Origin of the sequence: Nonomuraea bangladeshensis, from assembly GCF_039529455.1 — a bacterium.
Taxonomy (GTDB): domain Bacteria; phylum Actinomycetota; class Actinomycetes; order Streptosporangiales; family Streptosporangiaceae; genus Nonomuraea; species Nonomuraea bangladeshensis.
In genome coordinates this window covers 726741-741296 of record NZ_BAAAMV010000005.1, presented here as the reverse complement: position 1 = coordinate 741296, position 14556 = coordinate 726741, and the positions used below count along the sequence as shown (strand labels likewise).

Annotated in this window: 13 protein-coding genes; 2 read left to right on the top strand and 11 right to left on the bottom strand. The window is 71.1% G+C overall.

The features are described 5' to 3' along the window. Window positions 1-232 (top strand): hypothetical protein (locus ABD292_RS19395; protein ID WP_344209027.1); only part of this gene is annotated, 232 nt, incomplete at its 5' end. Between the two features lie 807 nt (window positions 233-1039). Here the strand turns inward: ABD292_RS19395 and ABD292_RS19390 are convergent. From ABD292_RS19390 to ABD292_RS19380, 3 genes are all read right to left on the bottom strand, one after another. Continuing rightward, window positions 1040-2092, bottom strand: a complete 1053-nt coding sequence (locus ABD292_RS19390; RefSeq protein WP_344209025.1) for a threonine aldolase family protein — start codon at window positions 2090-2092, stop codon at window positions 1040-1042. Between the two features lie 22 nt (window positions 2093-2114). After that, window positions 2115-3071 (bottom strand): D-alanine--D-alanine ligase family protein, encoded by a 957-nt coding sequence (locus ABD292_RS19385; protein WP_344209022.1) that lies wholly within the window; start codon window positions 3069-3071, stop codon window positions 2115-2117. Between the two features lie 123 nt (window positions 3072-3194). Next, window positions 3195-4544 (bottom strand): aminotransferase-like domain-containing protein, encoded by a 1350-nt coding sequence (locus ABD292_RS19380; RefSeq protein WP_371248724.1) that lies wholly within the window; start codon window positions 4542-4544, stop codon window positions 3195-3197. Window positions 4545-4699: 155 nt separating this feature from the next. On the opposite strand from ABD292_RS19380, the gene ABD292_RS19375 reads away from it, so the two are divergent. Beyond that, window positions 4700-5317 carry a GNAT family N-acetyltransferase gene (locus tag ABD292_RS19375; RefSeq protein WP_091088326.1) on the top strand — a complete coding sequence of 206 codons (618 nt, stop codon included), beginning with the start codon at window positions 4700-4702 and terminating at the stop codon, window positions 5315-5317. A gap of 173 nt (window positions 5318-5490) precedes the next feature. Here the strand turns inward: ABD292_RS19375 and trxA are convergent, their stop codons facing one another. The 8 genes from trxA to ABD292_RS19335 form a co-directional block, all read right to left on the bottom strand. Then, on the bottom strand, window positions 5491-5805 hold the full coding sequence (gene trxA / locus ABD292_RS19370) for a thioredoxin (protein ID WP_344209018.1): 315 nt from the start codon (window positions 5803-5805) through the stop codon (window positions 5491-5493). A 10-nt stretch (window positions 5806-5815) separates the two neighbouring features. Beyond that, complete coding sequence (gene trxB, locus ABD292_RS19365; protein WP_329587878.1) at window positions 5816-6748, bottom strand: thioredoxin-disulfide reductase; 933 nt, start codon at window positions 6746-6748, stop codon at window positions 5816-5818. Between the two features lie 208 nt (window positions 6749-6956). Further along, window positions 6957-7871 (bottom strand): anti-sigma factor family protein, encoded by a 915-nt coding sequence (locus tag ABD292_RS19360; RefSeq protein ID WP_344209015.1) that lies wholly within the window; start codon window positions 7869-7871, stop codon window positions 6957-6959. Beyond that, a complete protein-coding gene (gene sigM, locus ABD292_RS19355; protein ID WP_091088316.1) occupies window positions 7861-8496 on the bottom strand; it encodes an RNA polymerase sigma factor SigM in 636 nt (211 codons plus the stop codon). The genes ABD292_RS19360 and sigM overlap by 11 nt, the downstream gene beginning before the upstream one ends. Before the next feature lie 15 nt (window positions 8497-8511). Beyond that, window positions 8512-10026, bottom strand: coding sequence for a protein kinase family protein (locus tag ABD292_RS19350; protein ID WP_344209013.1), 1515 nt, complete (start codon window positions 10024-10026; stop codon window positions 8512-8514). Window positions 10027-10172: 146 nt separating this feature from the next. Next, window positions 10173-11780, bottom strand: coding sequence for a murein biosynthesis integral membrane protein MurJ (gene murJ, locus ABD292_RS19345; protein WP_344209011.1), 1608 nt, complete (start codon window positions 11778-11780; stop codon window positions 10173-10175). A gap of 7 nt (window positions 11781-11787) precedes the next feature. Further along, the gene (locus ABD292_RS19340) at window positions 11788-13893 is read right to left on the bottom strand and encodes a DUF6049 family protein (protein WP_344209009.1); all 2106 of its coding nucleotides are present in this window, start codon (window positions 13891-13893) and stop codon (window positions 11788-11790) included. Window positions 13894-13943: 50 nt separating this feature from the next. Next, window positions 13944-14468 carry a YbaK/EbsC family protein gene (locus ABD292_RS19335; RefSeq protein ID WP_344209007.1) on the bottom strand — a complete coding sequence of 175 codons (525 nt, stop codon included), beginning with the start codon at window positions 14466-14468 and terminating at the stop codon, window positions 13944-13946. Between the last annotated feature and the right edge of the window lie 88 nt (window positions 14469-14556).

Genomic DNA, 14556 nt, shown 5'->3' with positions numbered 1-14556 from the left:
CGCGGACGGCGCGGACGGCGCGGACGGCGCGGACGGCGCGGACGGCGCGGACGGCGCGGACGGCGCGGACGGCGCGGACGGCGCGGACGGCGCGGACGGCGCGGACGGCGCGGACGGCGCGGACGGCGCGGACGGCGGGCGATCAAGACGGCGTCAGGCGGTACTGGGCGGTGCCCGGACGCCGCAGCGCGGGGGTGCCATGCGGCGCGGGCGCCGGGCGGCGTGGAGTTAGGCGAGGCGACGCGGCGGGTGCGGCGCCAGGCGGTGCGGCGGAGGTCTCGCGATGGCGAGGCGGTGCGGGCGGCGGGCAAGGTGACGTTGCCCCAGAGCAATGTGGCCGCGCGACACGGGGCGGGCTGTACGACACAGGACGAGCAGGAACGGGGCTGGCCGTTTCTGAAATGGCGGTCGTCAGCCCCGGCTCCCGTGGCGGTGTGCGCGGCGGCGTATGGTGCGAGGCGAGGCGAGGCGAGGCGGTGCGGGCGGCGGGCGAGGTGACGCCACTCGGGGCAGTGCGGTCCGCGCGATACAGGACGGGCTGCGCGGCACAGGGCGAGCTAGGAGCGCGAACGGGGCTTGCCATTTGTGGAACGACGGCTGTCAGCCCTGGCTCCCGTGGCGGTGCCGGGCGGTGTGGTGTCAGACGAGGCGGCGGCGGCGTGCGGGGGCGGCGGTGGTGGGGGTGGTGGGCAAGGTGACGCCGCCCGGGGCAATGCGGCCGCGCGACACAGGGCGGCCAGCGCACCACAGGGCGAGCCGCGCACCACAGGGTGAGCCGCGAGCGGGATCGGGGCTGGCCATTTCTGAAATGACGGTGGTCAGCCCTGGCGCCCGTGGCGTTTGGAAACTGGGGCTGACGGCTCTTCGGGGTGGCCGCCGCTGTTTCACGTGAAACAGCGGCGGCTGGTATCCACGCTGGCGAGGCTTTAGGGCCGCGCGGCCACGGAAGCCGACGCGATACGGGGCGAGGCGCGAGCGAAGCGCGGTTGGTTTCACGTGAAACATGGGCGGGGGTTTGCGGGGAACCGGTGGGCGCGCTTCAGAGGGCGGATGCGGTCTTGTGGAGGTCGGCGAGGAAGTCGTCGATGTGTTCCGGGGTGGTGTCGAAGGCGGTCATCCAGCGGACGATGCCGGCCGGCTCGTCCCAGTAGTGGAAGAGGTAGCGGCCCCGGAGGGTTTCCGCGACGGCGTGCGGGAGCTGGGCGAAGACGGCGTTGGATTCGACAGGGTAGGCGAGGGACGTTCCGGGGACGTCCGTGAGGCCGGCGGCCAGGCGGGCGGCCATCTGGTTGGCGTGGTGGGCGTTGTGGTGCCAGAGGTCGTCCGAGAGCAGAGCGGTGAGCTGGGCGGAGATGAAGCGCATCTTGGAGGCGAGCTGAAGGGACTGCCGCCGCAGGAAGGGCACGGCCTCGGCGAGGGACGGGTCGAGGACGACCACGGCCTCGGCGGCGAGCGCGCCGTTCTTGGTGCCGCCGAAGCTGAAGACGTCCACGCCGACGTCGGTGGTGACGGCCTTCAGGTCGCAGCCGAGATGGGCGGCGGCGTTCGCCAGGCGGGCGCCGTCCATGTGGAGGCGTAGGCCGGCGGCGTGCGCCGTCTCGGCGAGGGCCGCGATCTCGTCGGGGGAGTAGCACGTGCCGAGCTCCGTCACCTGCGAGATGGAGACGACCGCCGGCTGCGACTCGTGCGGATTGCCGAGACCGTGCAGGCGGGACTCGATGTCGGCCGGGCGGAGCTTGCCGTGCGAGGTGGGGACCGTCATCAGCTTCACGCCGAGCAGGCGTTCGGCGGCGCCGCCCTCGTGGGTCGCGATGTGCGCGCTGTCGGCGCAGATGATGGCGTCGTAGCGGCGGGGGAGGGTGAGGGCGAGGCCCACCATGTTCGCGCCCGCGCCGTTGAGCACCGCGAAGCCCTCCGCCTCCGGGCCGAACACCTCCTTGACCTTCTCCGCGAAGGCGGCGGTCCAGGTGTCGCCGCCGTAGGCGGGGGCGTCTCCCCGGTTCGCCGCCGCCATGGCTTCGAGGATGTCCGGGTGGACGCCCGCGTGGTTGTCGCTGGCAAAGCTCTTGGGGTACATCGGATCGATCAGCACACCGTAAGGCTATGACCCGGGGTCAGGCGCGGGCGCGGGCGGCGGCGTTCCGGAGGAGGGCGCGGCAGAGGTCGCCGAGGTCCTGGCCGGCCGCCTCGGCGGCCATCGGGAGCAGTGAGGTCTCCGTCATCCCCGGCGCCACGTTGACCTCCAGGAAGTGCGGGACGTCGTCGGCGTCCACGATGAGGTCGGTGCGGGAGATGTCCCGCAGGCCGAGCGCCGTGTGGGCGGTGACGGCGGTCTGTGCGCACGCGGCCGCGGCGGCGGGGGACAGGCGGGCCGGGGCGAAGAACTCGGTGTGGCCGGCGGTGTAGCGGGCGGCGTAGTCGTAGACGCCCTTGTCGGGGACGATCTCGACGGCGGGAAGGGCGATCGGGCCGTCGCCGACGTCCACGACCGAGACGGCGACCTCCACGCCGTCGACGTAGCGCTCGATGAGGGCGGTGTCGCCGTAGGCGAAGCAGCCGACCATCGCGGCGGGCAGCTCCTCGGCGGTGCGGACGATGGAGGCGCCCAGCGCGGAGCCGCCCCGCGCCGGCTTGACGAACAAGGGCAGGCCGAGCCGTTCGATGATCCGGCCGAGCACGACCGTGGCGCCGAGGTCGTGGAAGGTCTCCTTGGGCAGCGTGACCGACTCCGGGGTGCGCAGGCCGACGGAGCGGACGACCGCCTTGGCGGTGGGCTTGTCGAAGGCCACCCGGCAGGCGTCGGGGTCGGCGCCCACGTAGGGGACGTCGAGGAGTTCGAGCACGGAGCGGATGGCGCCGTCCTCGCCGGCGCCGCCGTGCAGGGTGACGAACACCGCGTCCGGAGGGTCGGCGAGGACCGAGGGCACGAGGGAGGCGTCGGTGTCGCGGGTCTCGACGTCGACGCCGGCGGTGCGCAGCACGTCGGTGACCCGGCGGCCCGAGCGCAGGGACACCTCCCGTTCGTAGGAGAGGCCTCCGGCCAGCACCAGCACGTGGCCCAACTCGCTCATCACTTCTCCTCTGCTGACAGAACGCTGTCCGAGCGTACCGGCGTGAGGGGCGAATGGTGTACGTGAGGCGGCCGGGCGGAGCCCTGTACGGCCCGGCGCGGGTGGCCGGGCCGTACGGAGGGGTCAGGCGAGGTCGGGACCGGGCGTGTCGACGCCGTTGTGCTCGCGTACGGAGCCGGTGCCGAACGTGTCGCGCAGCTGCATCTCCTGCTCGATCACCCCGGCGAGCCGGCGCACCCCTTCGCGGATCCGGTCGGGCTCGGGGTAGCAGTAGGACAGGCGCATGTGCCGCGCCCCGCTGCCGTCGGAGAAGAAGCCGGTGCCGGGGACGAACGCCACGCGCTCGGCCACGGCCCGCGGCAGGATGGCCTTCGAGTCGAGCCCCTCGGGAAGGGTGGCCCAGACGAAGAAGCCGCCGCCCGGCCGGGTCCAGGTGACCTCGGGCGGCATCAGCGACTCCAGGGCGTCGAGGAGCGCGTCGCGGCGTTCGCGGTAGAGCTCGCGGAACGTCTTGATCTGCTCCCGCCACGGCTGCGTGGCGAGGTATTGGCCGACCGCGAGCTGCGTGAACGACGAGTGCGACAGCACCGCCGACTCCATGGCGAGCACGAGCTTGTCGCGGATCGCGTGCGGGGCGAGCGCCCAGCCGACCCGGAAGCCCGGGGCCAGTGTCTTGGAGAACGAGCCCAGGTAGACGACCCCGTCGGCGTTGTCGGCCCGCAGCGCGGGCATGGGCTCGCCGTCGAAGCCGAGCAGCCCGTACGGGTTGTCCTCGATGATCAGCACCCCGGCCCGCTGGCAGATGTCGAGCACCTGCTGGCGGCGGGCGATGTTGAGGGTGACGCCGGCCGGGTTCTGGAAGTTGGGGATCGTGTAGAGGAACTTGATGGGCGCGCCGGCGGTCTCCAGCGCGTAGATGGTCTGGGCCAGGGACTCGGGCACGATGCCCTGATCGTCCATGGCGATATGGACCACCTTGGCCTGATAGGCGGAGAACGTGCCCAGCGCCCCCACGTACGAGGGGCCTTCGGCGAGCACCACGTCGCCCGGGTCGATGAAGATGCGGGTGATCAGGTCGAGCGCCTGCTGCGAACCCACGGTGACGACCACGTCGTCCGCCGCGGCCTGGATCCCCTCAAGGCGCATGACGTCGCAGATCTGCTCGCGCAGATGCGGGTCGCCCTGGCCGGAGCCGTACTGGAGCGCGACAGGGCCGCGCCGGGTGACGAGCTCGGAGACGAGCTCGCCGACCATGTCGAGGGGAAGGGCGGTGACGTACGGCATGCCGCCCGCGAGCGAGACCACCTCGGGCCTCGACGCGACGGCGAAAAGAGCTCGGATCTCGGAGGCGACCATCCCGGTAGCTCGCGCGGCGTAGCGATCGACGTAGGCGTCGATGCGCGACCCTTGGGCCGGCGCGGGTGTCTGACCGTGATCAAGCTCTTCCGTCACGGCCCACCTCCTAGGTGTCATATCGGGCGGAAATACCAGATTACGCCAGCCGGACATGTCGTACGTGACAGGGCTACGCCGTCGTGGTGTCCGCTGACGTTCTCTTCACTGAGCTACGATGCCACCTGTGGACGCGGTTTTCGCGCGCTTTTCCGGGTCAACGATAGGGGCGGTAGTTGTCGCGCCGGCTGGTCAACATAACCCTGGACAATCTTGAAGATCTACCGCGGCGGTGCCGGCGGTGCGTGTTCTGGGAGCTCGACCCGATGAGCGGGGAGCGCGCGGTGGACTCGGGGGATCCGGGGCTGGAGAAGGAGGCCTGGCTCTCCGCCACGCTGCTGGAGTGGGGGAGCTGCGGCAAGATCGCGTACGTCGACGGAGTGCCTGCCGGGTTCGTGCTCTACAGCCCGCCGCTCTACACGCCGCGGTCGGTGGCGTTCCCCACCTCGCCGGTGAGCGCCGACGCGGTGCTGCTGATGACGGCGCACATCATTCCGGAGTTCTCCGGCGGCGGGCTGGGGCGGATGCTCATCCAGGGGATGGCCAAGGACCTGACGCGGCGCGGGGTGAAAGCCATCGAGGCGTTCGGGGATCTCAAGTGGGAGGAGCCGAGTTGCGTGGTTCCTGCCGAATATCTGCTTTCAGTGGGATTTAAGACTGTTCGTCCGCATTTGCGTTTTCCGCGGTTGCGGCTCGAACTGAAGAGCGCCGTGTCATGGCGGGAGGACGTCGAGGTCGCGCTGGAGCGGCTGCTCGGGTCCATGAGCCCCGAACGGGCCCTGCGCCCCGTGTGACGGCCCGCCGCACGGCGGGGGACCCACGGGAGGTGCCGAGGGAGCACGCGCCCGCTGGGACCCGTTCAGAGGCATCGGGAAGCAGGAGAGCCCCCCGCGTGGTCGCGGGAGGCTCTTTCGCCGGGCGAAGCGCGCCACGAGAGACGGTCGTCAGGACCGCCGGAGGACGCGGCCTAGATGACGCCGTCGAGCTCGCGCAGCAGCATGGCCTTCGGCTTGGCGCCGATGATCTGCTTGACGACCTCGCCACCCTTGTAGACGTTCATCGTCGGGATCTGGAGCACGCCGTACTGGCGCGGAACCTCGGGGTTCTCGTCGATGTTGAGCTTGACGATCTCCAGCTTGTCGCCGTGCTCCTTGGCGATCTCCTCAAGGATGGGCGAGACCTGACGGCACGGGCCGCACCATTCCGCCCAGAAGTCGACGAGCACGGGCTTGTCGCTCTTGAGTACCTCGGCTTCGAACGTGGCGTCGGTGACTGCCTTCACGGTGCGCTCCTTACTTGTCGTTGTCGGCGAGCCAGCGCTCGGAGTCGAGCGAGGCCGCACAGCCGGTGCCGGCCGCGGTGATGGCCTGGCGGTAGGTGTGGTCGACGACGTCACCCGCGGCGAACACGCCGGGGATGTTGGTCGCGGTGCTGGGGGAGGCGACCTTGATGTAGCCGTTCTCGTCCAGGTCGATCTGGCCCTTGACCAGGTCGGTGCGCGGGTCGTGGCCGATCGCGAGGAACAGCGCGTCGGTGGCCAGCTCGCACTCCTCGCCGGTCTTGACGTTGCGCAGCTTCACGGCCTCGACCTTGGTGTCGCCGAGCACGTCGACGACCTCGGAGTCCCAGACGAAGCGGATCTTGTCGTTGCCGAGCGCGCGGTCCTGCATGATCTTGCTGGCCCGCAGCTCGTCACGGCGGTGGACCACGGTGACCATGCGCCCGAACCGGGTGAGGAACGTGGCCTCCTCCATCGCCGTGTCGCCGCCGCCGACGACCACGATGTCCTTGTTGCGGAAGAAGAACCCGTCACAGGTGGCGCACCAGGACACGCCGTGGCCGGACAGGCGCTTCTCGTTCTCGAGGCCGAGCTCGCGGTAGCCGGAGCCCATCGCCAGGATGACGGACTTGGCGTAGTAGGTGTCGGTGTGCGTCTTGACGACCTTGGGCTCGGCCGTGAGGTCCACCTCGACCACGTCGTCCGCGACCAGCTCGGCGCCGAAGCGCTCGGCCTGCTTGCGCAGGTTGTCCATGAGGTCGGGCCCCATGATGCCGTCGGGGAACCCGGGGAAGTTCTCCACGTCGGTGGTGTTCATGAGCGCGCCGCCGGCGGTGACGGAGCCCTCGAAGACCAGGGGCTTGAGCTCGGCGCGCGCGGAGTAGACGGCCGCGGTGTAGCCGGCTGGCCCGGATCCAATGATGATCACGTTACGAACGTCGCTCAACGCTCCACGCCTTCCTCGTCTGCAGTTGCACCGGCGTCAACAGATCCTAGGCCGCCCTGATTCCCCTCCCTACCCGCGACCCGGCCGCAGGCCCGACGAATCGTACGGTGACCTGCGAGGGGACCTCGTTGCGCGTACTTTTCCACAGGTTGTGCACAGGACAAAAAAGAAGAGCCCGCCGAAGCGGGCTCTTCAACAGGTACGGGGACTACCAGCGCCCGAGGGCCGCCTTACGCAGGTTCTTGCAGTTGAACGGGTCGACGATGTCGATGCGGATCTTCTTGGCCGTCCGGTCCTTCCAGGAGACGACGACGAGCGCCTCCTGCCCGTTGTACTGCCCCTGGTCGGCCGCGAAGGTCTCCAGGCCGTTGCGCTCGCCCACCTTGCCGACGCACTTGGCCGCCTTGGCGGCGGCGTTGTCGCCGCCAAGCGGCTGCTGCGCCTGCGCGAAGCCGAAGAACTGCTCCATCGGCTGGCGGAGGGCGTAGTCGCTGTAGTTGTAGCCGCTGTCGGTCAGTTTGTACGCCGGCGCCCGCTCCGGGGTCCTCGCCACGTCGCTGGACGGCAGCGCGACCGGCGCGGAGCCGCCCGACGAGCCGCCCGAGGCGAGCAGGTTGGTCGAGACCACCGCCGTGCCGACCACGGCCGCGGCCGCCGCGGCGGCCACCGCGGGCAGTGCCCACCGCCGCTTCCTGGCCGAGCGCGTCCTGGCGGGGACGATGGTGCCGTCGTCGGAGACCACCCCGAGGCGTACCGGCTCGGGGACGTCCGCCGCGGAGCCGTTGACCGAGCCCACGGGCTCGGGGACCGCGATCGGCCGCTCCCAGGGGGCGTCCCGCATGAGCTCGTCCCAGTCCGGTGGCTCCGCGAGCCCGACGCCGCCGCGCCCGGTCTCGGCCTCGGCCGCCAGGGCCTTGTCGATGCGCAGTGCGACGCCCATCGGCATGGCCGGTGTGGGGGTCGCCGCGAGCACCTCGCGAACCGCCGCGAGGTCGGCCAGCAGCTCCCCGCAGGGGTCGCAGACCGCGAGATGCTCGCGGACCTGGCGTGCCTCGGCAGCGTCCAGGAGACCCTCGGCCAGCTCGGCGAGAGTTTCCAGTTCGTAGTGCGTATCACCCGTCACGAAGTTCTGCTCCCTTCGCGGATGAGACGCGATTGAGGTCTGATCGGTTCCGCAGATGCGAAAGAATTGGGGCAAGTTTCGCGCGCCCACGGGCGCACCGGCTCTTCACGGTGCCGCTCGGCACCTCCAGCACCTGAGCTGCGTCTTCGACCGAATAGCCCATCATGTCGACGAGCACGAGGGCCGCGCGCTGGTCGGCGGGCAGCAGTTTCAGAGCGGCCGAAACCTCCATGGAGACCTCGCGCTCCAGGGTCTGGTCCGGCAGCGGCGTCTCGCGCTCGGCGGCCTCGATGAGCTCGTCGTCGGCCACCGGCCGGACGGACTTGCGCCGCATGCGGTCGAGACAGGCGTTGACCACGATGCGGTGCAGCCAGGTGGTGACGGCGGCCTCGCCGCGGAACGTGGCGGCCTTGCGATAGGCGGAGACGAAGGCGTCCTGCACGGCGTCGGCGGCCTCGTCCGGGTCACCGAGCGTGCGCAGGGCGACCGCCCACATGCGGTCGCGGTGCCGTTTGACGATCTCGCTGAAGGCGTGAGGATCCCCGTTGATGTGCGCGGTCAGCAGGTCGGCGTCCGTGACCGCAGGCCGATCCGCTGCTGAAGGTGTCTCGGGTGGGGAGTTCACAAGAGAGTTTCCTGATTATGCCGATCCGGGAGAGTGCACCACTACTTCATAGATGGTGCCATGAAACTTGCCCGCATCTGCCGGAAGACGGGTAAACCAGATCAAAACGTACTGTCCGGTTGCGGGTTGATCGGGCTTCAACGTGGTCTTGCCCGAGGCGTCCTTCGCCGTCGCGACCGTCTTCAGCGAGCCGAGCTCGGGGGCGTCGCCCACCTTCAGCTCGACGTTCGCGCCCGAGGCGCTGCCCAGCGTCGCCACCACGTCGCTGACCTGCACGGACTTGCCCATGTCGAGCAGCAGGCCGACGCCCTTCTTGAGGTTGCCGAGCTCGGCGGTGGCGTAGCCCTGGGTCTCCCAGTACGTGCTGGGCTTGCCGTCGATCGCGAGGCCGGCCTTGTCCGACTTCTCGTCGCCGTCGTCGCCGAGCGGGTCGAAGCCCTTGGCCTTGGCCGGCTTGACCGTCTGCGTCGGCGTGGAGGAGGCGGAGCCGGTGGCGCTCGGCGTGGCCGTCTGAGCTTCGGGCTCGGTGCCGCTGCCGAGGCTGCGCCCGATCGTCCACGCCCCCACGCCGACCGCGGCGATGACCAGCAGCACCACGATCGTCATGAGCACCCGGTTGAGCGTGCTGCCGCCGCCCTGCGGCCGCCGCGGCGCGGGAGGCAGCGGCGCGACCGTGGTCTGGTTGCGGTGGCCCACGTCGAGGCCCTCGGAGCGCGAGGCGGAGGCCACCGCGGGCGTGCTCGGGTAGGAGATCGGGATCGGCATCGGGCGGGCCACGTCGGCCAGCGCCTCGGTGATCTCGGCCGGGCTGGACAGCGCGCCCTGGCCCTTGCGCGACTCGGGCAGGCAGGCCCGCACCGTGACGGTGTCGAGGTAGCCGGGCACGCCGGCGGTGACCTGGCGCGGCGTGCAGAAGTGGCCGTCCATCATGGGGGCGGCGGGCAGGCCGCCCTCCTCCTCGTCGCCCGGCCAGTGGCCGGTCAGGCCCGCGTACAGCAGCCGGCCGAGGCCCTCGGCGTCGTCGAGCGCCGGCTGGTCGGTGGTCAGGCCGTACATCGCGGCGTCGACGGCCACGCCGAGCACCTTGACGGTGTTGCCGGTCGTCCACACCAGGTGGGCCGGGCGCAGGCACAGGTGGTAGAGGCGGGCCTCGTGGGCGTGGGCCAGGGCCTCGGCGGCCTCGGCCACCAGCCCGGCCGCCCGCTCGGGCTCCAGCGGCCCGCCCGCCAGCAGGTCGGTCAGCGTCTCACCGGTGACCCACTCGCTGACGACGTAGGCGTGCTTGTCGTCCTCGGCGGCGTCGAAGACCTGCGTCAGGCGCGGGTCGGTGAGCCGGCTCGCCGCGCGGGCGGCCGTCACGACCTCGTGCACGCGCGGGAAGTCGGGCGCGAACGTGTGCACGGCCACCGGCCGCGCGAGGATCTCGTCGATGGCCTTCCACAGCGTCGCGCCGTCGGACTCGCTGACGCGGTCCTCAAGCCGGAAGCGCTCGGCGAGGCGGGTGCCGGGGGCGACGGCCGACGTGCTCACAGGCTCACTCCGCTAGGCCGATCGGACATGGTTGGACTCGCCCGCGTGGTGGTGTCCCACGAAGGCACGCTATGCCGGGTGGATCCGCCCACGCCCCTCCTGCTTCCATTCGCGCGTGTCGGGCTCCATCGTAGTGCCGAGTTTCTTTACCGACCTACCCGTCGCGCGACCATCCCAACGATCGAGTTGACCTCCGGTATGCGCATTCTGTGAGCCACACCGAGGTAGAGCACCAGACCGAGCCCGCCGCCGACCGCCAGGACGATGAGCGAACTGACGAAACGCAGCCCGCCGAACGCCTGCGTGACCCCCCAGACGGCGGCCAGGGCCAGCACGGCGGTGGGCAGCGAGGCGAGGTACATCCGGGTCATCGCCATGCCGACCGTCCATCCGTCGAGCCCGCCCACCCGGCGGCTGGCCAGCATCCAGGCGAGCAGCGCGCCCAGCCCGTACGCGATCGCGTACGCCAGCGCCAGCCCCATGACCGCGTACTCGGCCGGCAGCAGCAGGTAGAACACCACCATCAGCCCCGCGTTGACCGCGGTCGTCCCGGCCCCGACGTAGACCGGCGTCCGCGTGTCGCCGAAGCTGTAGAAGACCCGCAGCAGCAGCTGGAAGACCGCGAACGGCACCAGCGCCAGCCCGTACACCTGCAGCACGTTGCCGATGTAGACGGCGTCGGCCACGCTGTTGGCGCCGTGGCCGTAGATGGGCACGGTGATCGCCGGCCCCAGCACCATGAGCAGCAGCGACACCGGCACCATCAGCGCGCAGATGAGCCGCACGCTGGAGCCGAACTCCTGACGCACGTCGGCGAGCCGGCCCTCGCCGACCGCCCGGCTCATGCGCGGCAGCATCGCCGTGATCACCGAGACGCCGACGACGCCGTACGGGAGCTGGAAGAGCTGGAAGGCCAGCGTGTAGGGGCTGATGCCGTGGCCGGGCACCTGGTCGCCCGCCGAGGACGACAGGTTGGTGGTCAGCAGGAAGCCGAGCTGGGTGACGACGACGTAGCCGATCGTCCAGACGCCGGCCTTGCCCATCTCGCCCAGGCGGGCGTTGCGCAGGTCGAAGCGGGGCACGAAGGAGAACCCGGCCCGGCGCAGCGCGACGATCAGCACGGCCGCCTGGGCCACGATGCCGGCCGTGGTGCCGAGCCCGAGCAGCGCCAGGTCGGCGGTGGTGACCGCGTCGATGTTGTCGCGCGCCTGGCTGACCAGCGCGTACGTGACGAACACGCAGATCACGACCAGGTTGTTGATCACCGGTGCCCACATCGGGGCGCCGAAGCGATCACGGGTGTTGAGTATCGCGCCCGCGACCGCGCCGATGCCGAAGAAGGCGAGCTGCGGCAGGATGAACCGGGCCAGCATCACGCCGACCTCGTATTTCGGACTGCCCGGCGCCCAGTCGGTGTAGAGGTCGATGAGCAGCGGCGCGGCGAGCACGGCCAGCACCGCGACGACGGTCAGCGCCATCGTCGCGACGGTCAGCAGCCGCTGCTCGTAGGCCCGGCCGCCGTCAGGGTCCTGCTGCTGCGCCCGCACGATCATCGGCACCACGACGCTGCTCAGGACGCCCAGCAGCAGCAGGTCGAGGATGCTGTACGGGATCGCGTACGCCGCGTTGTAGGAGTCGCCCAGTGCCGCCGTGCCGATGGCGTAGGCGAGCACCATGGTGCGTACGAACCCGGTGACCCGGGACACCATCGTCCCGGCCGCCATCAGGGCGCTGGCCCGCAGCATGCGGCTCATTCGGTCTTCACTCTCCCGTTTTCCTGGCGGACGCCGCGCGCCTGCGCTCCGCCCTGCGCCGCACCACCCGCGTGACCACGGCCGCCAGCATGACGGTGAGCCCCGCGCCCACGATCACCGAGGCGATGCCGGTGTAGCCGGTGGTGCGGATGGTGAGGCGTTGCGGCTTGCCGTAGGCCTTGCCGTCGGCGGTCCTGAGCTGAACGGTCACCGTGGCGTCGCCGCTGGTGCCCGGCGTGGCGTTCATCGGCACCTGGACCGTGCCGCTCTGCCCGGCGCCGATGGACAGGGGCTCGTCCTGCTGGAAGGTGACCTGCAGCAGTTTCTGGTCGTCGGACCGGACGTCGACGTAGAGCCTGATCTCGGCGCCGCTGGCGTTCTTGACGCTGATGGGGACGAAGCCGTTGTTGCCCGCCAGGGTGCGCGGCCGGTCGGGCCCCGCGCCGGTGATCTGGACGCGGTCCACGCGCTCGGTCACGGCCTTGCTCACCGCGTTGGTCACCGAGCGGCCCATGCGGGTGCTGTTGCGCCAGGCCGAGGAGGCGATACGCAGCACCGCGGCGTCGAACACGGACTGCGTGCGCGTGGCCGTGATCAGGGCGGTGAGCTGGGCCCGCTCCGCGGTCTCCTTCACCGGCGCCAGGTATTTGCCGCTCAGCTCCTCGCGGCGGTTCTGGTCGGTGTAGGTCAGACCGGCGCGCGGAACGGACGCCTTGCCCGGCTTGATCGTCTCCAGCGTGGTGAGCTGCAGCCAGGGCAGCCGGCCCGCGGTCTTGAGCAGGCCGGTGACGAGCGCGGGGTTGGGGTCCCAGCGCCGCGACGGGGCGACGACCAGCGACCTCGGCAGGGTCTGGCCGGGCTCGGCGGCGATCATCGCGGTCTCGGCGATGAACCGCTGCGTGCTGAGCAGCAGGGACGTGCTGGTCTCCGGCTCGAACAGGCGGCTCAGCCCGGGGTCGGCGACCAGCGCGGTCACCGGGCCCTGGACCGAGTCGAGGGTCGAGGCGGCGTCGGGCGTGACCGTGAGCGGCTGCGCCGGCGGCAGGTTGGCGGCGTCGAGCAGGACCTTGTCCACCTTGTCGTCGCTGACCGAGAGCAGGTCGAGCGCGTCGGGGTCGAGCAGGCCGCCGGCGGGCCAGTTGATCGTCGTCTTGACGTCGCGGCCGAGCAGCTCCTTGGCCTTCTTGCCGCCGAGCGCGATCGCCCGGTTGGGCTGGTCGTCGAGGCCCTGGTGGGTGAGCGCGGTGAGGTCGGGGTCGGCGTACGGGACCGCCACGACGGGCGCGGCGGCGAGGGCGGTGCGCAGCTCCTGCAGCCACTGACCGGCCGCGGGGTTGGCGGGCCGGCTCTGCTCGCCGTCCTTGGTCTTGACCTTGTAGCCCTTGACCATGGTGTTGAGGTCGTCGAGCAGCGAGGGGTCGACGAACCACGTCACGTTGCTGGGCGCGGACTGGGCGATGCGGAGCAGGTCGGCGAGGCGGCCCTTGCCGGCGATGGCCTGGCTCAGCTTGTCGTCGACGAACACGGGGTCGTCGGTGGCCCGGTGGGGCTGGTCGATGACCGGCAGGGCGACGGCGAGCCTGGTGCGCGGCAGCTTCTGCGGGGTCGGCGGCGCGTAGGTGAGGAAGGTGCGTTCGGCCTGGAGCGGCACGCGGTATTGCGCCACGTCCACGGCGATCTTGTAGACGCCGAACTCGCGCAGGCCGAGTTGCACCGGCGTGGCCTGGATCTCCCAGCGGACGGTGCCGCCGGCGGCGAGCGGCTGCAGGTCCATGTAGGAGTTGCGGGTGGAGACGTTGACCGGCAGCGTCGCGGTGGACTGGTCGCTCATGTAGGCGTCCATGGCGGCCCGGTCGGGCAGCTTCTGGGCGTCGTAGCGCAGGCGCACCTGGAGGCCGGCCATGTCGGCGCCGGTGTCGTTGCGCACCGTGCCGCTGATCTTGATGACGTCGGTCGGGGAGCGCGGCACGGCGGGCGTGATGGCGGTGATGGCGACGGAGAGGGTCTGCCTGCTGGTCTGAGCGCTCGTGGCAGCCGTGCTCGGCGCCGCCGCCAGGGTGGGGGCGAGCAACGCGGCGGACAGCACGGCGAGCAGCGCGGTCTTACGGATCACGCGGCTGCCCGGGCTGGAGTACGACGACGCACGCCCGCAATGGTACGGGTTCAGTGCCGCCGCGTGACCGCCGCACGTGATCCTCTTGGCCGTGCCAGGCGGAGGTCGACCGTCTTGCCTGGCAGGAGAGTCAGCAGGTCGAGCGCACGAATGCGGAGGGCCGTGTGACGCTCGCCGGTGGCCGTGAAGATCGGCCCCGCGGCGGCGCTCAACCGGTCGTCGACGAGCAGCGGCAGGGACGCCGGCAGCAGCAGCGGGCAGACCAGGCCGTGCGCGTAGTCGGTGGCGGAGTTGACGACGTGGGCCGGCGCGGGTCGCACCCGGCGCGCGCCGAGCAGGCCGCCCACGGCTCCGGGACGCGGACCGGCGGACACCGGGGCGACGACGGCCACGACGGCCTCGCCGCCGACCCTGGTGGCCACCTCGAACACCGTGACCGTCAGGCATCGGCCGGGGGCCGCGGAGAGCGCCCCGGGAAGCTCTTCCGCGCGAGCCAAGGGGCGCGGAAGGCGTACGATCTCATGATGGACCTGGTGGGCGAGGAGCCAGCGGTGGATCGCGAGGGCGTCCTTCATGTAGACCTCCTAGCCTCGTTGCCATGGCCCCCGACGGTCCCTTGACCGACGGTAACCCGGACCTCATGTGGCTCGGGGGATATGTTCC

Coding starts and splice junctions, on each gene's coding strand:
- ABD292_RS19385 (WP_344209022.1), bottom strand. CDS start 3,071: ATGAGCGAGTTGGGCCACGTGCTGGTGCTGGCCGGAGGCCTCTCCTAC.
- ABD292_RS19380 (WP_371248724.1), bottom strand. CDS start 4,544: ATGACACCTAGGAGGTGGGCCGTGACGGAAGAGCTTGATCACGGTCAG.
- murJ (WP_344209011.1), bottom strand. CDS start 11,780: ATGAGCCGCATGCTGCGGGCCAGCGCCCTGATGGCGGCCGGGACGATG.
- ABD292_RS19335 (WP_344209007.1), bottom strand. CDS start 14,468: ATGAAGGACGCCCTCGCGATCCACCGCTGGCTCCTCGCCCACCAGGTC.